Raw genomic sequence first — 20650 nt, 5'->3', positions numbered from 1 at the left:
TAGTTACGAAATGATTGTTTGATATGACGAACAATAGATTGGTAGGAACACGCGAATGAACGAACACAAAAGAATAGAACGACTGATCCTGTTTGTAGAACTGGCTCAGCAACTTAACTTTACCAAGGCCGCCGAAAAGCTCGGTATCTCTAAGAGCTACCTTTCTGAGCAGATCAAACGTCTAGAGAATGATTTACAGTGCCCGCTTTTGGTCAGAACCACGCGCAGTGTTCGTTTAACCCAAGAAGGCGAACGCGCCTTACAACAAGGCTTAACGATTCGCTCGCAAGTCTTACAGCTTGAACGCAGTGTTTCTGAGCAACACGACATCGTAAAAGGTCTATTGCGCCTCACCGCGCCAAAGATGTTTACTGAGGTATATCTATTCGATATCTGCCAACAGTTTAGGCAGCAATATCCAGAAATCCGCTTTGAGATAAACAGCAGCTACACCAACTTTAATCTCAATCAAGATGATATCGATATCGCGTTTCGTGCCACCAATACTCCGCCTGACAACATGGTGGCGAAACACTTGATTAGCTATCAGCATGATTTAGTCGCGACTCCCAGTTATCTTAATCAATTTGGTCGCCCAACCAATGTGAGTGACTTAAGTGATCATCAATGCTTAGCAACGCTGCACCAAACCGAGTGGCCTTTAAAATCGGCAAATATTGATGTGTCCGGCTGGCTTTCAAGTAATGACAACCACTTACTTAAGCAACAAGCCATGGCAGGCAGCGGTATCATCCGTATTGCAAGTTACTACGTTGCGAAAGAGGTCGAGCTTGGAGAGTTAGAGCAAGTGCTGCCTGATGAATGCTTACAACAAGGCAACAGTATTTATCTGTTCTATCCGCAAGTTATTTATCCGGCAAAGAAACACCAAGTGTTCGTGAAATTTGTTCAAGCTTACTTTGATAATTTGAGAGCTTGATCATTTGGCAGTTTAAGAATATGAGAACTGAGTTAACGAATTGAAAAATGAGAAGCCGAGGAACCGATAAATTAAATAACACGAAATAAGGTTTAAATAACCCTCTTGGTTTATATACCTATATTTAGAATGGGATTATCGAACAATAATAAAGCGATTTGTGAATACTCTCATCGATGATTGTGTTAAATAGAAAGAAATCGTGCATTTGTTCAATAATACAATGAGTTAGCTATGAACGATTAACATAACTGATATATGATGCACCGCTTCAGTATGTCACATCATTTTGGCACCAGTTCGATAACAGGATCCTCATGAGCTTTATTATATTATTACTTCTTCTGCTATTCGTAGGCTTTACACGTTTACTTCAGTGGCGAAAAACCTCTCTGTTTTTATCTCTTGTTCTTATATCGTCATTTGTGCTGATTGGTTCAGGTTTAATTCCTCGTTATTTACTGAACGACCTACAAGCCAACTACGAAAGTAAGCCTGATATCCAATGGTCTGACAACAACGCCATTGTTCTTCTGGGTGCAGGAACGCAGTTAATTAAAAGCACGCAAGAGTTTGAGCCAGCCTTTTTCTCTTTTGGCCGAATCAGCGAAACAGCCAGCCAATATAAAGATTGCGCCAAAACCCAAACCACATGCAAAGTGATCATCAGTGGTGGCGATGCACAAAATAACGGTGTTACCGAAGCAGAAGTTTATCAACAACAATTGCTCAGACTTGGTGTTCCGATGGGAGACATCATTCAAGAACCAAATAGCGTCAACACTTGGAAGAATGCACAGCTCACTAGTGACCTAATGAAGCATCATAAATTCGACAACATTGTGTTGGTTTCATCTGGCCTACATATTCGTCGTAGCGAGCTCTACTTCAACCACTTCGGTTTGAATGTTATTCCAGTAAGAGCCGACTATATGGCTGCTCAAATTTCATGGTTGCCATTGTGGTACAACTTTGCGGTCACAGATTTTGCTTTGCATGAGCAGATAGGCTTTGCTCGTTACAACATTTACAACTTTATGGGTTGGAATAGCAAACGCGAAAAGCCAGGTGATGCTTAATCTCTACCAATTAAGTTAACTCGAACAATTCAAAATGCGGCAGCAATCGAACGGTTGTTGGCTGCATTTTTTGATCTTGCTTATCACAACATCCTTTCTTATTTGGCTTACTCAAGTACTTCCCCCTCCTTTAAGCAATAAACCTCTCTAATCCACCTTGCTGGCCTAAATTTTCCAAGCCAACATACCAAATGGCGAGACTTCAAAAACAGAAACGTTCAACAATTAATCACCCATAGATTGGATTGTTGAAACTAATTGAAGTCATCAAGGTAAGTCTTTATCAAACAACAAGTTGATCAGTACAACCTCCTGATATCTATAAGTATTTATTTTCAATTCATTTCAGTATTTTTGGCATTGTTTTATATGACAAAGTACACCCCGCTAGAGTCCCTCTGCTTTAAATCAATACCCATAAAACTAATAAATCGAATTAAATAAAAACAGCCCAATAATGGCATTTAGGAACTTATTCATGCTTAACGTCAGTAAAACCGTTCTATTTAGCTCTGCCCTATCGGTAATCTCTTTTACAGCTCATGCCAAGATATATTCAGACCAAATCGTATTGGATAACCTCGGTGAAGACATCTGCCGTTCCGATTATCGTCCGCTCAATAATACAGAAGCGCAAGAACACAAAACCGCCCTACTGTCTCGCATGAATGTGTGGGACATTGCTGGCCTTAAAAATGACTGGGTGATCATGGGGTCTGGCTACCACGGGCTCATCAAACAAGGACAACCAAGCGACAATACTTGGTGCTACCCCAATACCCCAGACGCTGGCCTGCCTTACTACGAAGCGCAAGCCATCGAAACAAACAATAACCTTGATGTTCAACGCGCCTTAGTCAGCGACAACACGAACTTTATCAGACCACTGAGTTACTTAGCCCATAACCTGGGTTACGCTTGGGTTGGAGGCGATAACGCGCGTTATGTCGGCCAAGATATGGCAATAAAACCGCTAAACAATGGTTGGGAGATTAAAGGCAATAACGATGGAAGCTGTGCCGGTGATCGCTGTAATGAGAAGACAAGCATCACTGTTGATAACTTCGCTTATACACTCGATAACACATCGTTTTTACACGGTTCCATAACAGAGACCGACCAAGAGCTGATTGAAACCGTCTCGGCTTATGCAATCAATGATGGCGATCAGCCTAAACAAATCGTCGTCGACCTTCATTTTGAGCAATCCACACAATGGAGTAAAACACAGCGCTTCGACCTTGCTGATTCAGTCGTCATTGATGAGACCTTTCACTGGCCACAAGTTGGAAAAACAGAAGTAAGAGTAGCGCTAGAAGATGGCCAACGTTTCTCCGATACCAACAGTGGTACTCGTTTTGAACCAACAGAACTGCAAGCCATCATTACCGTGCCTGCTCACTCAGTACTTCCTTTTCAAGTAGAGTTCTTACGCTCTACCATCACTTACCCATACCGTATCAAAACCAACATGAGTTACGACGTGAACTTCGCAGGTTTCCTTCGTTATAGCGGCAATGCGCTAAGCTCACATCCAACAAACCGCCCTACGGTCTCACACACCTTTACTATTGGAACCACCAGCGAAGATCAAGCGAATATCCGCTACCAATGGGACCACCGCTATATTCCTGGAGAGATGAAATGGTGGGATTGGAGCTGGGCAATCAACACCAATGGCTTGAGTAGCATGCAGTACGCCGCAGGTGCCAGTGTGCGTCCTTTCTACACCTATGTTTCAGGCCAGTTTAGTGCGGAGTCACAATACTCTGGAATGATAGACATTGGTACCGAGCACTCTATTGATTCATTTAACGCCATGACACCTTCAGGCGATTACACAACCTACTACGTCGGTCACATCGAAGTTCTGACTGACTTCGACCCTGCGGCTCTAGCGCAACTGGGTTATAGCAGCGCACAGCTAGCGCTTACCCCAATGCAGCAATAACCCCATAGAAAGTGTCAGCTGTTATTCCAAGCCCATTGCACCTGCTCTGGGCTTGATTCGTCTTACATTCTCTTAGTCGTACATCTACATTAGCCGCTAAGTATTCACTTTCTGAATCGTTTTTCATTGACTTAAAAATGAAATCATAACGACACACTAATTTGCGTAACTTAGGGTGCAAATAGGCAATCAGATTACAGTGCCTATCAGGAGGATGTATGAAACCAAATCGATCTACGGTACTCACTGGACATGTAAAACACTGCCCATGTTGTTCTACCGAACTGGTCATCAAAGACCACATTCACGTTTGCCCGCGCAATGAAATTGGCGACTGTTACTTCGATGGCTACGACCAACACGAACAGCGCGCCAATACCGATTTTATCGATCATGCAAGTGCCAATGATAGCCTTGTTTACGGCATGTCAGAACATTAGCTAGCGAACGTCAATCAGCCTCAATTCCTGTTCAAATGCAAACAAGCCCTGATGCTCTTTCTAGTTAAAAGCGCATCAGGGCTTTTCATTTATTACGCCCTTTTTATTCTTCAATAATCCCTCTTCCTCCTATCAGAATGCCCATCCACACTTGGCGCAAAGTGACCTATCTGTATTTTCAGCGGTTGCTATTATTCACAGCACGAATCACGGAGAGCAAATCAATAGGATTTGACAAAGCTTCGTTACTTACTATTCGTTTAGATTGATAGCGAATAGCTGAGACATTGCGAACGACCCTACGACAACGCTGGAGAATCCATCAGATGCTATTTCGATTTAGTTCACTCTTTACGACTCTGTTACCAGGTTTACTGCTTAGCTTTAGTGCTATGTCGTCAACCATGGTGATGTGGGAAGACCTGATTCCGCCGCCAACAAAAGAAGTCGCGCTACCCGCGTTGAATCAAGATCAAGTCTCTAATCTATTTGCCGTTTTGAACTATCAGCAAACGAGCCTCAAGCGCGAGATGAACTCTGAAGAGACACAACAATACGAAGCAAGCAAGCTCGCATTAAGTGAATCTGGTTATGACGCTGATGAATTACTGGCACTGAGAGAAGAAGCACTAGCGGTAGAACACATTCGCTTAACAACGGTCAACACCGACCTCGAACTGAACGATGTGACTATTCCGGGCTTTGTTGTTCCGCTTGAAATGGACGGCATGTTAACGACGAAGTTTCTTTTGGTACCCATCGCAGGCGCGTGTATCCATACCCCGCCTCCGCCGGCAAATCAGACCATTATTGTCGATATTGATGAAGGGTTCCCACTTCAGGATCTTTACAGAGTCGTTATGGTTTCGGGAGATATCGCCACCTTTGAACAAGATCTACCTATCTCATTCATTGATGGAACCGAAGTGATCAGCACGGGTTACTCAATGGCGGCGCATAAAGTCAATTACCCTTAGTAATTCGCCAACTTGCAATAACGTATTCATTTTCAATAACGTATTTATTTTCAATAGGAAAGCAGTCATGAAATCATCCATTCGCTCTGTTGCGTTACCCATCGTCTTAATTGCGTCAGCAGCTAATGTTTACGCAGAAAGCTACGACGTTGTCATTCAAGGTGGTCATGTTATCGACCCAGAGACAGGTTTGAGTGATGTACGAAATATTGGTATCAACAAAGGCACAATTGAGACGATCACTAAAGATTCAATCACGGGTAAAACCATCATTGATGCGAATAATCACATTGTCTCTCCAGGTTTCATCGACCTCCATCACCATGGTCAAAACATTGCTGGCTATCGTATGCAGGCACAACAAGGTGTCACCACTGCCCTTGAATTAGAATCGGGTATTTTGCCTATCGGCGACTGGTACAAAGGACAGGCAGAAAAGAACCTACCGATTAACTATGGCGCATCAGCAGCGTGGACATTTGCTCGTATCGCAACGTTCACCGACAGTGAGCCACAAGCTAATTTGCAGTACTTTCAAAGCATGCAAGGGCTCGACAACTGGAAGCAGAAAATCGCGACGCCAGAGCAGCTAGAAAAGATCATGGCATACGTTGAGCAAGGCTTAGACGAAGGTGCGATCGGGATTGGTATCAATGCAGGTTATGCGCCGGGTTATGGCCAGAAAGAGTACTATGCCCTTTCTAAGCTTGCGGCAGAGCGCGACGTTGCGACTTACACGCACGTTCGTTATGCCAGCATGATGGAACCAGGAAGCAGCTTTGAAGCTATTCAAGAGCTGATTGCGAACTCTGCACTGACTGGCGCGAAGATGCACATCAACCACATCAACAGTACTTCACTGCGCGATATTGACGCGACATTGGAACTGTTCGATGAAGCAACCGAGAACGGTTTCCATGTTACAGCCGGCGCTTACCCATGGGGAGCAGCAAGTACGGTGGTTGGCGCAGCGATGTTTAGCGGGCCAGAATGGAAAGAGCGTTTAGGCTATCAAGAAGAAAGTATCCAAATGGGTACCGAACGTCTGAATAACGAAGAGCTTCTCAAAGCACAGAAAGAACAACCAGGCTCAATCATTAACTGGCACTTCTTAGATGAAGCGGTACCAAGTGAGTTGTCTGCTCTGGATAAGTCAATCATCCATCCCAATGTGTTGATTGAATCAGACTCTATGCCTTGGATGTTGATAGAAGATGGCAAGGTAAGCTATTACGATGGTGATGAGTGGCCAATTCCAAGCGAGGCATTTGCACACCCTAGATCGAGCGGTACGTTCACTAAGATCTTAGGTACGTACGTAAGAGAGCGTGGTTTGCTTTCTATGGAAGAAGCGATTCGCAAAATGAGTTACATGCCTGCTACTGTGCTTGATGGCTTCGTACCGCAAATGGAGAAGAAAGGCCGTATCCAAGTGGGTATGGACGCAGACATCGTTATCTTTGACCCAAAAACGGTCGCGAACAAAGCGACATACCAAATACCGGCTGCGATTTCTACAGGGGTTGATACCGTGTTAGTTAACGGTCAGTTTGTGGTTCAAGATGGCGAGCTTGTAACAAATGCAGCACCGGGACAAGCAATACGTCGTGACATTAAGAAATAAGGTCATTCGAGCGTTAGAGTAATATACACAGATCAAAATTAGATTAAATCAAAATAAAGCCAGCCCCTTCCAACTTACATCTAGTGACTGCAAGGGCTGGCTTTTTGTTTATCCGTTAAAACATACATATCTTAATTAGCTGGTTTGCTTTTGATATTGCGCCGGCGTTTTGCCCAACCACCCTTTGAATGCTCGGTTAAAGTTAGATAAGTCGCTATAGCCACATCGCCATGCTGTCTCGAAAGGTGATGTGTTGGCTTTAAGCAACCGCTTCGCCACCTGACAACGAGCCTCATCTCGCAAACCACGAAATGTACAACCATGATCAGTGAACTGCCTTTGCAGAGAACGCGACGAAGTTCCAATCAATGAGGCAAGCCATTGAATATTAAACCACGGTAGAACCGCGTAGGTTTGTACCAATGCAGTAATTACCGTCAACCAATCACTGTCTATTGGCTTGTCTACTGGGACAAAATCCGCTGACAACGGCACTTCAATGGCACCAAATGCATGATCGAAATGGAACGCGTCTAGATTCGCAGTATTGGTAACATCTCTCGCCAAGTGGTCAGGAAAACTCATAAACACCGAGTTAGGCTCCCAATGATGACCCAAGAACATGCGACACAACGAAATAAAAGCAAAGGTTCGAAACCATTCTGCTTGGTCATAACCGGGTAACGAAGGATGGTATGAACCTCGGTGACACAAGTACCACTTGCCATCGATTTTATCGACCCAAACCACCATGTAGTTGTTTAACGTCGGCATCATTTCAAGCAGATGATGAAGTGCATGTTCTAAGTTTTCACATCCTGAGAACTCAGAAACCAGTTCAGGAGAGATTTGGTCAAGCGTGATTAACCGCCCCACGTCAAACCCAACATTCTTATTGGTTTGCTTGACCATTGCACCGAGAAAAGCCATCGCTTGATGAGAAGACAACCAATACTCTCGGTCTTCAATATCTTCAGGGAAGTCGTATTCAGCCGCAATTTTTCGCCACTCAATCCCCTTTTGTTCAAAGTAAGCTAAGAAGGGAGCAAGGTTGTTTGAGTTACTGATATTAATAGGATTCTGCATTAAGCGATTAAAACCTTAGAGACCATCTATTAACGACTATAGCGTTAATTGTTTTTCGATGTGAACTGTTACCTAAACATTGAGGAGTACGCTGCGAAAAAGTACGCTGCGAAAGTACACTGCAAGTGATAAGAGCCACGTAGATGTGCTGGCATAGAGCTTAGATTGAATGGTTTTGGGTGAGCTGATAGGAGAAGCCTACAAGGGGCGATATTAAAACAGGTTGCGGAAAGTGAAAGTGTAAGATGAGAAACTGAAATTGAATGAAGCCTCCATGCTTCGGGATCTTTAATCGTTAAATAGGTGTAGGTTCTAAAAGTAAACCTTATAGAAAACCCACGCTACCGTGTCATCAATATCGATTTTTTTCGATGCAGATTTCATGCTGCCGTTGGTATTTTCAATCTTGAATTGCCCCCAACGAGTACCATCGCTCGACAAAGGCGTACCCGCAGTTATTGAGCTTTTCAGTAATGAGGTTTCAATGTCACCATCCATGTAGGTGTACTCAGGTGAAAGCATGAAGTACGTGCCATCAGCACCCGGTTTCCATGAGATATACGCCGCAGCCATACCACCGATAATACTGGTTCCACTTACACCCATCGAAGACGCAAAATCACTGTCATAATCACCCGCTAGTACGCCCACTCGACCGAACAGAGTTAGGTTTTCTACGTCCGGTTTGATCATCACGACTCCACCCAACGCTGCAGTCGTGAACTGAGTATTGTCGATAATATCAATCGAGCCCGCCGCTGACGGCATAACAGGGTTAGCGAAATTCATAACATGGAAATATTGCAGTCGGCTGTCTTTGTATTTTCCGTCTTGGTCCATGGTGCCTTCGATGGTACCCATCGCCATTTGACCGTTTTGTAAACCATAGCCAATAGAGCCCGACAGTTTCACGTCGCCTTGGTTACTAAAGCCTAGGTAAGCGGATGTGTTAACGGCGGTCAGGTTCGAAGGATCAATCACTTCCTCATTAGAATCTTGTGCGTGAGCTAAAGTGATGCCAGCGCAAAACAGAGTGGTTGCGAAAGCAATTTTGGTGCGTTTTTTCATGTGTGTTCTCCCGTATTAAGGGGACGAACTATAGAGGTTTGCCTAAGTTTATTAAGGTCATTTTGCGCCAAAAAAAATGCAGCGCCAATCGAGTGATTGTTCGCTGCATTCTTAGATCCTGTAAACTTAGCTAGCCATTAGAATGGAGCTAGGTAAAACGGATTACCACATTAGATCATCTGGGATCACGAAGTCTTTGTACGGGTCATCTTCGTCTACTTCGTCTGTGCTACCTGCCTGCGTATCAACGATAGATTCTTCGTCGCGCATAGCAATCTTGTTCGCTACTGCTGTTGGAATAACAACATAGCTCTCGCCTTGACGAGCAATACTTAGAATGCCTTTACTTAGTTGCTTTTGAGTCAGCTCTTCTACGTAAAGGTATTTAACTAGCGTACCGTCGGTGAAGTTGTATTTGATCTCACCGTTCTTCTGTTCGATCTTGTTCATCTCAATCAGTTGCTTCACTTGAGCTTTAATTTCTTTGCTCAACTGCTGTTCTTTCAACTGTTGGTTTAACTCTTTGTCTTTCGCTTGCTGCGCCAGTTTAGTTTCTTCTGCTGCCGCTTTTGCTTCACGAGACTGAACGCGAGACTTTTTAGAGCCTTTCTTCGCCTTCTTTAATTTTTTCTCATTTACCAAGCCAGCTTTAAGCATCTGCTCTTGGAGTGTTAACTTTGCCATGACTTTCCCAGTTCAGGATTAAAAACGGCACTATCATACCTGTTTTTAAGGTTTCTGTTTACTGAACAAGAGTAAATTACAGAACAATCGCAAAATTTGTGCTGATAGATCTAAGCTGTCGCCAAAATCCCTTCTAGTTGCTCACAACCTCCACTTTACCGCAGCACACAGTTTTCACTTAAGCACGCCAACAATGGCTGTTCCACCGACTCGAAAGCATTAACTCACTCTATTATTCGCGCGCGTACCATTTATCATTCCAACAAGACAATATGTTAATTTTCAATGGTTAATCAATTTTATAAAACCTTGGCATATATCTCATATTTGAATAAATGCCATAGAGTTATAACTCCAATGTCATAACTCTTGACTACGTTATTCTAGACATCAATCAATAAGGATAACGTAAACGATGAAAACTCAATGGACTTGGTTAGCTGCACTTGTGGCATCCACATCAATCGCTTCGACCTCTGCGATCGCAGACACCGACGTGTATCTCACCAATAACACCAATCAAATGATGACCATTCAAGCCAACCACACCGGTACCGACCTACTTCAACTCGGTGATGAGTGGCAACAGCATGTTGAACAGATTGGCCCTTGGGAGACGAAGAAGCTGATCAGTTTCAATCGCTGGACTGGAGTAAAATCTGGGGAGACCTATGAGTTTGACACTGTAGTATCGAACGCTGTGGGCGAGAGTGTCACGCTCAACCAAACCATGAAGGGACATTGGTATAACTCGACACTGCAACATGGTTTGAGTGCCGCAGACGTCAACCTAATATTGCATGACGATCGTAATATTCATCGCAACACCACCGATGCCTTCGGGGTCAATGCAGAGCTAGCACTTAAAGCCGATTCTACAGCGCGCTATGATGATATTTATTACACCATCACCCCGCCCAAAGTGGATGAGCAGCCAGAGCCGGATGCCAATACACTGAAAGTCATGACCTACAACATCTGGGCGCTGCCTGCCATCGCTTCACATATTGGTGACCGCTACGCTCTTCTCCCTCAATACGTAAAGGGCTACGACGTGTTGGCGCTTCAAGAGGTGTTTGCTAACGGCAGAGATGAATTCTTGCGTGAACTTGCGAAAGAGTATCCTTATCAAACCAAAATGCTCGATAAAGATGGGATTAACATCTATGACGGCGGCGTAATCATTGTCAGCCGCTACCCTATCGTTAATGAAGCTCAGTATGTTTTCCCTGATTGCACGGGCACAGATTGCTTTGCTGATAAAGGTGTTAACTACGCCGAAGTGATCAAGAACGGTCAGGCTTACCATGTGTTTGGCACTCACACCGCATCATTCGATACGGACACCGCTCGTGACTACCGACAACGTCAATTCAAGCAGATGCGTCAGCTTGCTCAATCACTGGAAATACCAACCTCTGAAACGGTTATTTACAGCGGTGACTTCAACGTGAACAAGCTCAAGTTCCCAGGTGACTACCAACAGATGTTTGCTAACCTGCAAGCTGAAGAGCCACAATATTCAGGTTACACCGCTTCTACCTTTGACCCTCGCATCAACAACTTTGCGGGCGAACCTATGTCGGGTGGTGAGAACGTTGAGTATCTCGATTATGTGGTAGTGAGCTCGGAATATGCCGCTAAAGCGCATAACGACAATCGCGTGGATGTTCCAAGATCAACAAGCAGTGAGTTATGGAAGCACTACAACCTTTCAGACCACTTCCCTGTTAGCGCCGTGATTAAGTAACTCGGTGAATCAATAATGCATCGAGTTATATTAATCCTCATGCTCGTCTTAACGGCGAGCATTATTGGCTATTCGTGGTCATCAAAAACGAACGAAACAGCGCTATCTTCTGCTCAACACACAGAACCTAAGCCGCGTGTTTCTACGACAACTGCTGACGATAATTCCACACCAACTGCAACCGCCAGCTCGGAAAATGCAGCATCGCAGAGCAATCAATCCCAAACTGAATCATCGGGCGGAGAAACGCATGTTGAAAACTTAAGCGAACTTGAAGGTAAAGCTCTATTCGATGAACTCGATGGGTTCTGGAAGCTTTGCCAACAACGTGATGACTGCACTGAGCAACTCGCACGATTAAAATCGGAGTTGCCGAGTATATGGTTTGAGTTACTGAGCGACTATCCTCAGCTATCAGTCGACTGGCAATTAGCCCAAAGTACCATCCCACTTGAATCCATAGAGACTCTTGAAGATCGTGTTGCCTTATTCAAGCAGTCTGCACAGCAAGTATGGGGAGAGTTGGCCCACCAGCTATTCGCAGACCAGTTTGCGCAACTAGATTTTACGCTCGACGCCAACACCCTTGAAGAGAACGAAGCGAGCCAGTTTTTGGCCAATTATCAAGATTTGCTTAGTGAATGGCAAAACAATACGGGCACGTTAAACGCCGAAACACAGCTTCAAAAATATGAACTGGCAGTCTCTTTGATACCCAGCAGCTATAGCCCTGCTGAAGTTGCATCAGTCAAAGCCGACCTCCAAGGTGCCTACTTAGATGAAGCGCAGGCCAGCAACATTGCCGTGCGAGAACAACAAGTCGCACAACAGCAACAAACCGTGATGAGCTATCACAAGCAACTGGATCAGCTCAAAATGACCTTAGACTCTCAGCGAAGCTCGAGTTATGCCACTTGGACTCAACAAGATTGGGACCGTTATTATCAACAGCAAGTCACCGATTTCAGGGAGCAGTTTTTTAGCAAGTAACGCTTTAACTTAAACCGTCACGAAACTGAGCGGGCGTTTTATTGAGCCAACCTTTAAACGCCCTTCTGAAATTTGCCGGGTCGCTATAACCGAGCCTTTCACCGATATCATCGATACTCATGGTTGTGCCGAGTAACAGCTCTTTGGCCAGTTCCACTCTAACTTCGGTAAGCAATATTTGATAACTGGAATCATGGGTCACTAGCTCTCGCCTGAGTGTACGAGAGCTACAACCAAACTCATCCGCGAGTTGTTCTATATTCGGGAAACTGCCTGCGGTTTGATAAAAGATCGTTTTGATCTGGTTAGTCAGCAGGTGCTCAGAGTCCAGCGTTTCCACTATCGACTGGCAAGACGCGAGATAGCGCTTCAGGGTCGCGGCATCATGAGTCAATAAAGTTTGTGATAAAACGGAGACATCAAAACGCAGTTCACAATAGTTTTGTTCAAAAATCACCGAGCACTGGAAACGCTCGTCATAAAGCTTGGTGTAATTAGGGCGAGCATAAGGCAAAGCCAAAGTATGAATATCCAACTCATGACCAGTCAGTTCTTCGAACAAAGAGACGATTGAACTCAAGAAATACTCACTGCAGAAAGGTAGGAGATCGCCCACTTCCAAGGTGTTCTCAATCTGAATCACTGCTTGCTCGGAATCTAGAAATAATTTAACCGAGAAAATAGGACCGTTCAGGCGCAGATATTTAAAGCCCGACTTGATGGCCTCCCCGACATTTTGACTTGTCGATAGCGCATAACCCAACACACCAAAGTGGCTCAAGCTAGCGTGTTCCCCCAGCCAAAGCCCTAAGCCATCGTGAGGAAAGCTCTGATTCGCCGCGCTAAATAACGAAAGTTTGTCAGCGTAAGTCAGCTTTCCATTCGGGTCTCGCCAATCCATGTTCGGCAAACCCACATCATTGAGTAGCCTTTCAATATCGAGACCTCGTTGCTCTAACGTATTCAACAGCAGCGCGATATCTAATGTACCCAATTGATGCCGATGTCCGGTCGGCTTATACTCCGCGATAATCTCCAATCGTCTCTCCTTATATCGAGCCCATTCCCATCAACATGACTACTCAGCTTCAACAACACTACTGACAAAATCGTGATTGGTAACGCGCTCTTGTCCGAATATGACCTCCCAATTCTACGCTACTCATCGCACAATGGCTTTAGTTGTTAAATTTATGTGAACTATCGCAATGATAAAAACGAATCCTGCTCCACACAGTTTGATTGATTCTAATGGTCAGCCGATCATTGGACATTTCGATGGCATCCCAAAGCACCTGAACATCGAGAACTTTGACTACCGAAACTCGATGGATGCAAAAGCAAACCTTTGGCAGAAGCACTTCCACTACAAGCAATTTCAATTTGTCAGCATCGTCACCGACACGCACATTATTGGTGTCGCTATCGCGGATATTCGCTACTTAGGCTCGGCATTTTGTTATCTGTACGATATTGAAAACAACCATCTAGAAGAGTCATCTTGGTTGAGGCCATTAGGGTTTGATAAACAAGTTACCGCTTCGCCATTTGACGGCACGACAAACATTGCAGGCCAAAGCATCATCTTTAATATTGAAGGCGGGCAATGGCAAGTTCGATTGAATACCAAACTCATCAAGGCCGATATCGCTTTAGAGCCTAAAGCCGACAGCTTGCCCTTGGCGATGTGCAGCCCAACGGGTTATTCAGGTTGGACTTACACCCAAAAGCACAATGCTTTGCGCATCAGCGGTGACATCCAAATCAAGGGAGAATCACTCGTTCTCGAACAAGCTCGTGCTGGTTATGACTTTTCAGCGGGTTACATGAGACGTGAAACCAGTTGGCGCTGGGCAAGCATCAACACGCAATCCAATGGCACAGATATTGGCCTAAACCTCGCGGCGGGCGTGAATGAAACCGGAGGCTGCGAAAACGTGTTATGGGTCAATGGAACCAGACACTTGCTTAACCCGGTACAGTTTACGTTCAGTCGCCAAGACACGAACTTGCCTTGGCAGATAACATCACAAGATGGACGTATAAACCTGACCTTTACGCCCTTAAATAACCGCAGCGAAAAGCTCAATTCATGGCTGTTAAAGAGTAACTTTCGTCAGTTCATTGGTCACTTTTCTGGCTCGATTGAAGACAACAATGGAGTGACACATCAACTCGATGGTGTTCTTGGCCTAACAGAAGATCACTTCGCTCGCTGGTAGCGTAATTCTGCTGATTGAATCTCAGGCGAGCAAGTCTAAGTAAACTTGATACTAAGAACGCGTATGGCGTCTCAACAAGGATAAAACATGAATATCGACGCATTAATCAATCACCCAGAATGGCTACTGCTGGTATTAGCGCCCTTATTCATGGTGTGCATGGCGGCTGAGTATTTTATCGGTCAGAAGCAAGGTCGACTGCCAGATAACTCCAGCTATAAACTTTCAGAAGTGATGTGTAACTTCACGCTTGCGGGAATGCATCAACTCTCGGATTTGCTCACCGGGTTATTGGTCGTGCAGTTGTATCTTTGGCTGTTTGGTTGGCGCTTAATGGACGTTGAAATGGGCGTACTGAGTTTTGTTGTATTGATGGTATTACAAGACTTTTGCTATTACTGGTTCCATAGAGCAAGCCATCGTGTTCGCTGGATGTGGGCCGCGCACGTCGCGCACCACAGTTCAGAAAGCATGAACTTCAGTACGGCTTTCCGTCAGAGTTTGATGTACCCATTCGCAGGCATGTGGCTATTTTGGGTACCGCTCGTCATCATAGGTTTCGACCCTAAATGGGTCATCTTTGTAGTGCTTCTGAATCTAGGTTTGCAGTTCTTCGTCCATACACAATGGATACGAAGCTTGGGGCCACTTGAATACATCTTTAACACCCCTTCGCATCATCGAGTACATCACGGCAAAAACCCGCAATACATAGATAAGAACTACGCCGGTGTTTTGATCATTTGGGATAAATTGTTTGGTACGTTCGAACCGGAAGTTGAAACCGTACGTTACGGCGTCACTAAACCAGTAAACAGTTTTAACCCTATAATCGTCACCTTTCAAGAATGGAAGGCCATATTCAAAGATTTGAGGAACCGAGAGCTAACCACGAAACAGAAAGTGCGATTGATACTCTCGCCTCCCTCGGATTAATCAAAGCGATCGGGTCTAGTACACCTTATGAAAATCAATGAGGTTGAATGTGAGGTCGCTTACCCAGAAATCGCCGTCCAAGTCGGCACCTTGCACGTATCGCTTGTCTCCCATTTCTAAAGTCACAATGTATTTGCCCGCGATTAGCCCCTCTACCATGTAAAAGCCATCGCTCTCAATCTCGCTCGAATACTCGGCGCCTATCTGGATATGTTTAAAGTGCAGATAAGCACTGTTTTCTAGGTCACCTTCTACCGTGCCATCGACGCCAAATGACACCACCATTTCGATATGAGCATGAGTTAGCCCGACTTGCTTAGTATTTACAAATACGGGGTTTTGAATCGGCGTGAGGTTAAGGTCGAGTGCCCCTTCATCAATATAGATAGGCAGATTATCTCGAGCCGGAACACTTGAGAATTCAAATCGGCCTTTTGCATCACTGACTGCTCGTTGATCCAAGATTTGTAGGCTTACGCCTTGTATCGGCTGTTTGTGGTGATCGTAAACAATGCCCGTCAGCTTAGAATGGTTGTATCGATTCCACTCAACAAACTCACCAATACTTTCGTCAAAGTAAGTTTTAGCACCGAATTCGGTCGTCATCTCGACACCGTATCGGTCTTCGGTTCCTTCTAGCTTAAAGAGTAAATAAGGGTTCACTCGAGCTTCTAAAGAAGCGGAAAACGAAACTTCCTGTTTCTGATAGCGAGCCGATACGTTCGTCGTGAGCTCTTGAAAAACCTCCAACGGATCTAACAGGCACTCTTTGCACGCATTTCTCAGAGACAGCTCCGTTCGTTCATGATGACCAGAGCCATCAACAGTTCCAGAAATATTCCACGACGTATCCGAAAAACCGCTTTTAGCCAAGCCAATCGTATGGAGGTAATCGTCTTGATGAGAAGCTTTGATGTATCGATAGTCACCGGCGTATGAGACAAACAGATTACGAGCCACTTTCGAGTTTAACTTGGGTTCAACGCTCAACTCATCTTCATCATCCCTTACCGTCAAAAAGGCCGTTAGATTGGCAAGCGACAGGTTGTATTTGAAAACATCGTACTCCATCGACTCTAAGTCCAATTCATCGGTTTTATTGAGCTCTATCGATGCCGACTGATCACCATTGATCAAAATATCAAACTCCATTGGAAACCGATTGAACTCTGGTAACCAACCGATATGACCCGCAAACCAATGCGCCGGTAAGTATCGTCCTTGAACACCAATCAAGTCTTTACCATTTTGCCTCATAAAGGCACTACCCACGGTGAAGTAATCGGCAAGCCCATATTCGAGCGACACAACGCCAGCCCGGTCAGCACCTTCATTGCCTACCACTTGCACGCCCCACTCATTACTTGGCAGAAATGCATCTTCTAAACCGGCGACGGTGATCTCTTCTTCCTGCCAGACACCTTTCGATAAGTAGTAGCGAAACTTGATGGTGTCACCGGGGGAGATGTTGTCTTCTTCAACCACGAAACGTCCAAACTCATCAGAGCGATAAGTGGTTTGATAAATGCCATTGACTAAAACATCGATGCTGATATTAGGTTGAGTAGTTCGTTCGAGTTGAAGGTTGCCGAACTCTGTCTGTCGCTTTCGGTTGGTGTAATAGAGCCCATCTTCGAGGGTTTGATTCACGGTAAAGACGCTGCCATCTAATAACACATGGCCGACTTCCAAAGAGCCTTCACCATCATGAGCTTCTACCGCAATGTTGTAATAAACGATAGGGTTATCTTCTCGTGAATCAATCGACAAGCGAGACAAGGAGTGTTCAGTGCTTAATATGGTGTCTGAGATTGCGTAAACATCACCGCCAGTTTCACTGTCGTGATAAACCGAAGTCGCTAACCGAGTCGCCAAACCCACGGCGGCAACAGGTTCGAAAGCTGGCGTGTTTTCAGCTCGCTTAAGATCCTCGGCCTTCTTACGTGATTCATTTTTCATCTTAGAAATAGCGGCTTCCAGTTCAGTCAATGAACTGAATTCTGGAGTAACGGTGAGCCGGTAATCATCAATATCCCAACGCACTTTAGCCGGGATACAAGCTTGTAAGCTATACCAATGGACGTAAGTTTCTGAGTCGATGACTTGATATTTGATCGACTGGATATTGGTGTCATCGCGATAACAAATGGCTTGTTCGGTATCTAAAATGTACGGAGGAGATTCTCTTCCCACATCTTGAGGCAAATACAGTTCGCAATATCCGCTTTCATCACACTGACCATTCATTTCGAGTAGATAAAAAGCGGCATTGGATATCGAAATGAAGGGTTCTTCGTAGTCATCCATCATGACACGATAAAAGCTATCCCCGACTTTCCCGACTCGAACTTCAACATGGGCTGGATAGAGTTCACTCGCCTCACTTTCTGCTTTAGATTGCGAATACGCACCAAAAGGAAACAGTGAAGCGAGCAACAAAAGTCGCCAAACCATGCAATTGAACACTGGCTTTTACAGAGTCAGCGACAATGAAACGAGCACTACAGAACACATTCGTACAGAGGCTGTTCGTTCTGAACCAGTGAGATCTTTGAGCCTTTTGGGAAAGGCTTGGTTAATTCAGCATTACGAAGTAGCACCACTTTTTCGCTATGCTCGTCTACATTCAATTTCGCAGTAAACTGAAAGTTACCATCGTTTCGAATCTTGATGCTTTGGTTGTCACACTCAAACTTAACATCTTGCACCCGCTCACCTTTCTGAACATAAACGGGTACATAACTGTTGATGTGAAAGTTCAGTTGAAAGGCTGAACCATCACTGTTGGTTTTACTTGAAGACAACGCAATGTCTGATAGCTCTGCAGCTTTTGCTATTGGGGAAAACCACAAGTAAGCACGATATTCACCATCAGCCATGTCAGCAGGTAAAGCATTCATACGTAAGCGAACCGTGCGTCTTTGATTGGGTTTAAGTTCACGAATTATTGGTGGTGACACTTTAATCCAACTAGCGATATCTTCTGATTGCGCGATATTAGCGTCAGTTCGAACTAAGCCACTCGCCTTTACCGGGCGATAAATCGGTTTTATCTCCAAGCGAATCGGTTGATCTGAATTGTTTTCGACGACGATTTTTTCAGTCACCGAAGTGTCGGCATCCAGCACAAAACGAGTCGGTGCGATAAGTAACTGAGCATAGGCTTGTGTTGTGAAGATTAAGCCGAGAACACATGAGATAAACAACTTCATTTATAATTAACCTCAAAAGGAATTGTACTGGTGTAAAGGCCTGCTGGGTGGTTAGCGCCGATTTTCACTTTGGCACCAATACACAATAATTTGCTTCTTCCATTCCCTTTGATTTTGGCTCTACCACGCTTTGATAAGCCACAACCAAAATAGAACTTTCTAATACGCAGGCGTTTGGATTTGCGAGAATGGTTTAGATATTGCTTGGAAGGGAGAGAAACAACGATTTTTTTACCAGGCTCACCTTCAACATAAAAACGAACCACATAAACCTGACTATTGGATGGGTTTGAATCCGCATTCTGGCCCGACCCAGAGATATACATACCCGGAAATTTCACTTCCATATTCTCAGGAATAATTTCTAGCGCATGAAAAGGGCTGGAGTAAATCATCAGACCAATATAAATCGCGTATTTTAATAGAACACTCATAGTAAAAGCGGCTGCTTTATAGCAGCCACAATATTACACTGGTTTCATTTAATTACTGGTAAGTAACATCTACTGCAACGTTAGCAGTATATGTACCAGCAACTAATGTCGCACTTGAAGTACGTGCAGTACCACCAATATTAAGAGCCGCAGTACCACCGGTAAGAGTAATAGCGTTATTAAAGTCGAATTCAGCTGCAATCGTATTTACGCCGTTAACCAAGTTAGTATCAGAAATACTTACTGTTACTGCATCACCAGATTCTCCAGAAAGAGTAAATGCCGCCGCTCCAGCATCACCTTGAGCGATAACAACGTCCGTTGTGTTGTCTGAAGTGATGATACCGAAGTCAAGATCACTTGTTTTTGTCATTGTAATTGCTTGTTTTACTTCTAGTGTTGCATCAAAAGTGTCACTCACAGCGAAAACGTTCGCTGAAGAGATAGAAAGTGCAGATACAGCAACAACCTTAAAGACTTTGTTCATTTCTTTAATCCTTTATATAAAATCGGCTTTATTATTAGGGTTACCTAATAGTCAATCAAAGTTAACAATTAAGTAACAACAATCCTATTTAGAAAATATATATATTGACACTTATTTATAAAGAAATGAGGCGCAGTGAGAATAAGATCACGCAAATTGATATAAATAACACTAACGAAAATAATGGTATTAGAGTATTACTACCAATTAGATATAAAACTGGTTTTACATCTAATTCCTTTGTTTCTGTGTGTTATTTATATTTATAAAAACACCTCAACTTAAATAGTCCAAAAATAAGATAGAACATTCCCCCACTATTCTATTCAGATTCATCACTATATAGATCGACGTGTTGCAATATAGTCTCAAAAGTGAAACAAACTGATATCTACACAGTATTGTAATAAAAATGAAATATTAGAGTTTTCTTTATATCCAATTCAAACACGGATTATATAAAGTATTAAAAGTGAGACAGGTACAACTATCCAGTCAAATTAACCCCAACAATCAAAAATATCGAAAATGAAATCAAATCTAAGAGGATTGTATTGCGAAAAACACCTTGATTGGACAGATCCAAGACAGGCAAGTGAAGCAGTTTAAACATCTGCGCTACGGATTAGACATCTGCGCTGCGGTTTAGACACAAGCACAGCGGATTAGCCTCAGGTACAGGTACAGCCGATTAGCCACCAGTCAAAAAACAACGAGATGTTTCTAATCACACAGCTTTAGAGTACAAGACAAACAAACTCATTCGCGGT

Annotated in this window: 18 protein-coding genes; 10 read left to right on the top strand and 8 right to left on the bottom strand. The window is 44.1% G+C overall.

Annotated features, from left to right (window positions below; translation table 11 throughout):
• Positions 1-55: 55 nt before the first annotated feature.
• The 6 genes from MSG34_RS13205 (at position 56) to MSG34_RS13180 (ending at position 7011) form a co-directional block, all read left to right on the top strand.
• Positions 56-940: a LysR family transcriptional regulator gene (locus tag MSG34_RS13205; RefSeq protein WP_248337814.1), complete on the top strand. Its 885-nt coding sequence runs from the start codon at positions 56-58 to the stop codon at positions 938-940.
• A gap of 317 nt (positions 941-1257) precedes the next feature.
• Positions 1258-2019 carry a YdcF family protein gene (locus MSG34_RS13200; RefSeq protein WP_050646737.1) on the top strand — a complete coding sequence of 254 codons (762 nt, stop codon included), beginning with the start codon at positions 1258-1260 and terminating at the stop codon, positions 2017-2019.
• A gap of 478 nt (positions 2020-2497) precedes the next feature.
• On the top strand, positions 2498-3970 hold the full coding sequence (locus MSG34_RS13195) for an aerolysin family beta-barrel pore-forming toxin (protein WP_248337812.1): 1473 nt from the start codon (positions 2498-2500) through the stop codon (positions 3968-3970).
• A 218-nt stretch (positions 3971-4188) separates the two neighbouring features.
• The gene (locus MSG34_RS13190) at positions 4189-4410 is read left to right on the top strand and encodes a hypothetical protein (RefSeq protein ID WP_017059142.1); all 222 of its coding nucleotides are present in this window, start codon (positions 4189-4191) and stop codon (positions 4408-4410) included.
• Between the two features lie 326 nt (positions 4411-4736).
• The gene (locus MSG34_RS13185) at positions 4737-5387 is read left to right on the top strand and encodes a DUF3299 domain-containing protein (RefSeq protein ID WP_086970108.1); all 651 of its coding nucleotides are present in this window, start codon (positions 4737-4739) and stop codon (positions 5385-5387) included.
• A 67-nt stretch (positions 5388-5454) separates the two neighbouring features.
• Positions 5455-7011, top strand: coding sequence for an amidohydrolase family protein (locus MSG34_RS13180; protein WP_248337810.1), 1557 nt, complete (start codon positions 5455-5457; stop codon positions 7009-7011).
• Positions 7012-7146: 135 nt separating this feature from the next.
• Here MSG34_RS13180 and MSG34_RS13175 read toward each other — a convergent pair whose 3' ends face one another.
• The 3 genes from MSG34_RS13175 to MSG34_RS13165 form a co-directional block, all read right to left on the bottom strand.
• Positions 7147-8097: an AraC family transcriptional regulator gene (locus MSG34_RS13175; RefSeq protein ID WP_050645295.1), complete on the bottom strand. Its 951-nt coding sequence runs from the start codon at positions 8095-8097 to the stop codon at positions 7147-7149.
• Positions 8098-8409: 312 nt separating this feature from the next.
• Positions 8410-9165, bottom strand: a complete 756-nt coding sequence (locus MSG34_RS13170; protein ID WP_050712068.1) for a hypothetical protein — start codon at positions 9163-9165, stop codon at positions 8410-8412.
• Positions 9166-9327: 162 nt separating this feature from the next.
• Complete coding sequence (locus tag MSG34_RS13165; RefSeq protein WP_010441213.1) at positions 9328-9849, bottom strand: DUF2058 domain-containing protein; 522 nt, start codon at positions 9847-9849, stop codon at positions 9328-9330.
• 415 nt (positions 9850-10264) lie between these two features.
• Here MSG34_RS13165 and MSG34_RS13160 point away from each other — a divergent pair, with 415 nt between their 5' ends.
• The gene (locus MSG34_RS13160) at positions 10265-11599 is read left to right on the top strand and encodes a sphingomyelin phosphodiesterase (protein WP_248337808.1); all 1335 of its coding nucleotides are present in this window, start codon (positions 10265-10267) and stop codon (positions 11597-11599) included.
• A 39-nt stretch (positions 11600-11638) separates the two neighbouring features.
• Complete coding sequence (locus MSG34_RS13155) at positions 11639-12589, top strand: chromosome partitioning protein ParA (protein WP_248338177.1); 951 nt, start codon at positions 11639-11641, stop codon at positions 12587-12589.
• A gap of 4 nt (positions 12590-12593) precedes the next feature.
• Here MSG34_RS13155 and MSG34_RS13150 read toward each other — a convergent pair whose 3' ends face one another.
• Positions 12594-13628 carry an AraC family transcriptional regulator gene (locus tag MSG34_RS13150; protein ID WP_248337806.1) on the bottom strand — a complete coding sequence of 345 codons (1035 nt, stop codon included), beginning with the start codon at positions 13626-13628 and terminating at the stop codon, positions 12594-12596.
• Between the two features lie 169 nt (positions 13629-13797).
• On the opposite strand from MSG34_RS13150, the gene MSG34_RS13145 reads away from it, so the two are divergent.
• A complete protein-coding gene (locus tag MSG34_RS13145) occupies positions 13798-14811 on the top strand; it encodes a DUF2804 domain-containing protein (RefSeq protein ID WP_248337804.1) in 1014 nt (337 codons plus the stop codon).
• An 87-nt stretch (positions 14812-14898) separates the two neighbouring features.
• Positions 14899-15747, top strand: a complete 849-nt coding sequence (locus MSG34_RS13140; RefSeq protein ID WP_248337802.1) for a sterol desaturase family protein — start codon at positions 14899-14901, stop codon at positions 15745-15747.
• A 15-nt stretch (positions 15748-15762) separates the two neighbouring features.
• On the opposite strand, the gene MSG34_RS13135 is transcribed toward MSG34_RS13140, so the two are convergent.
• Genes MSG34_RS13135 through MSG34_RS13120 form a run of 4 tightly spaced genes read right to left on the bottom strand, consistent with a single transcriptional unit; the run spans position 15763 to position 19880 of the window.
• Positions 15763-18201 (bottom strand): carboxypeptidase-like regulatory domain-containing protein, encoded by a 2439-nt coding sequence (locus MSG34_RS13135; RefSeq protein ID WP_248337800.1) that lies wholly within the window; start codon positions 18199-18201, stop codon positions 15763-15765.
• A 47-nt stretch (positions 18202-18248) separates the two neighbouring features.
• Entirely contained in the window at positions 18249-18959 is a 711-nt protein-coding gene (locus MSG34_RS13130; RefSeq protein ID WP_017083454.1) for a molecular chaperone, read from the bottom strand.
• Positions 18956-19393 carry a DUF4402 domain-containing protein gene (locus MSG34_RS13125; RefSeq protein WP_054546464.1) on the bottom strand — a complete coding sequence of 146 codons (438 nt, stop codon included), beginning with the start codon at positions 19391-19393 and terminating at the stop codon, positions 18956-18958. The genes MSG34_RS13130 and MSG34_RS13125 overlap by 4 nt, the downstream gene beginning before the upstream one ends.
• A 52-nt stretch (positions 19394-19445) precedes the next feature.
• Positions 19446-19880: a DUF4402 domain-containing protein gene (locus MSG34_RS13120; protein WP_004734871.1), complete on the bottom strand. Its 435-nt coding sequence runs from the start codon at positions 19878-19880 to the stop codon at positions 19446-19448.
• Positions 19881-20650 lie beyond the last annotated feature (770 nt).

This window comes from Vibrio sp. 1CM2L (assembly GCF_023161695.1).
GTDB classification, from domain to species: Bacteria; Pseudomonadota; Gammaproteobacteria; order Enterobacterales; family Vibrionaceae; genus Vibrio; species Vibrio coralliirubri.
This window is presented reverse-complemented; position numbering and strand designations above follow the sequence as displayed.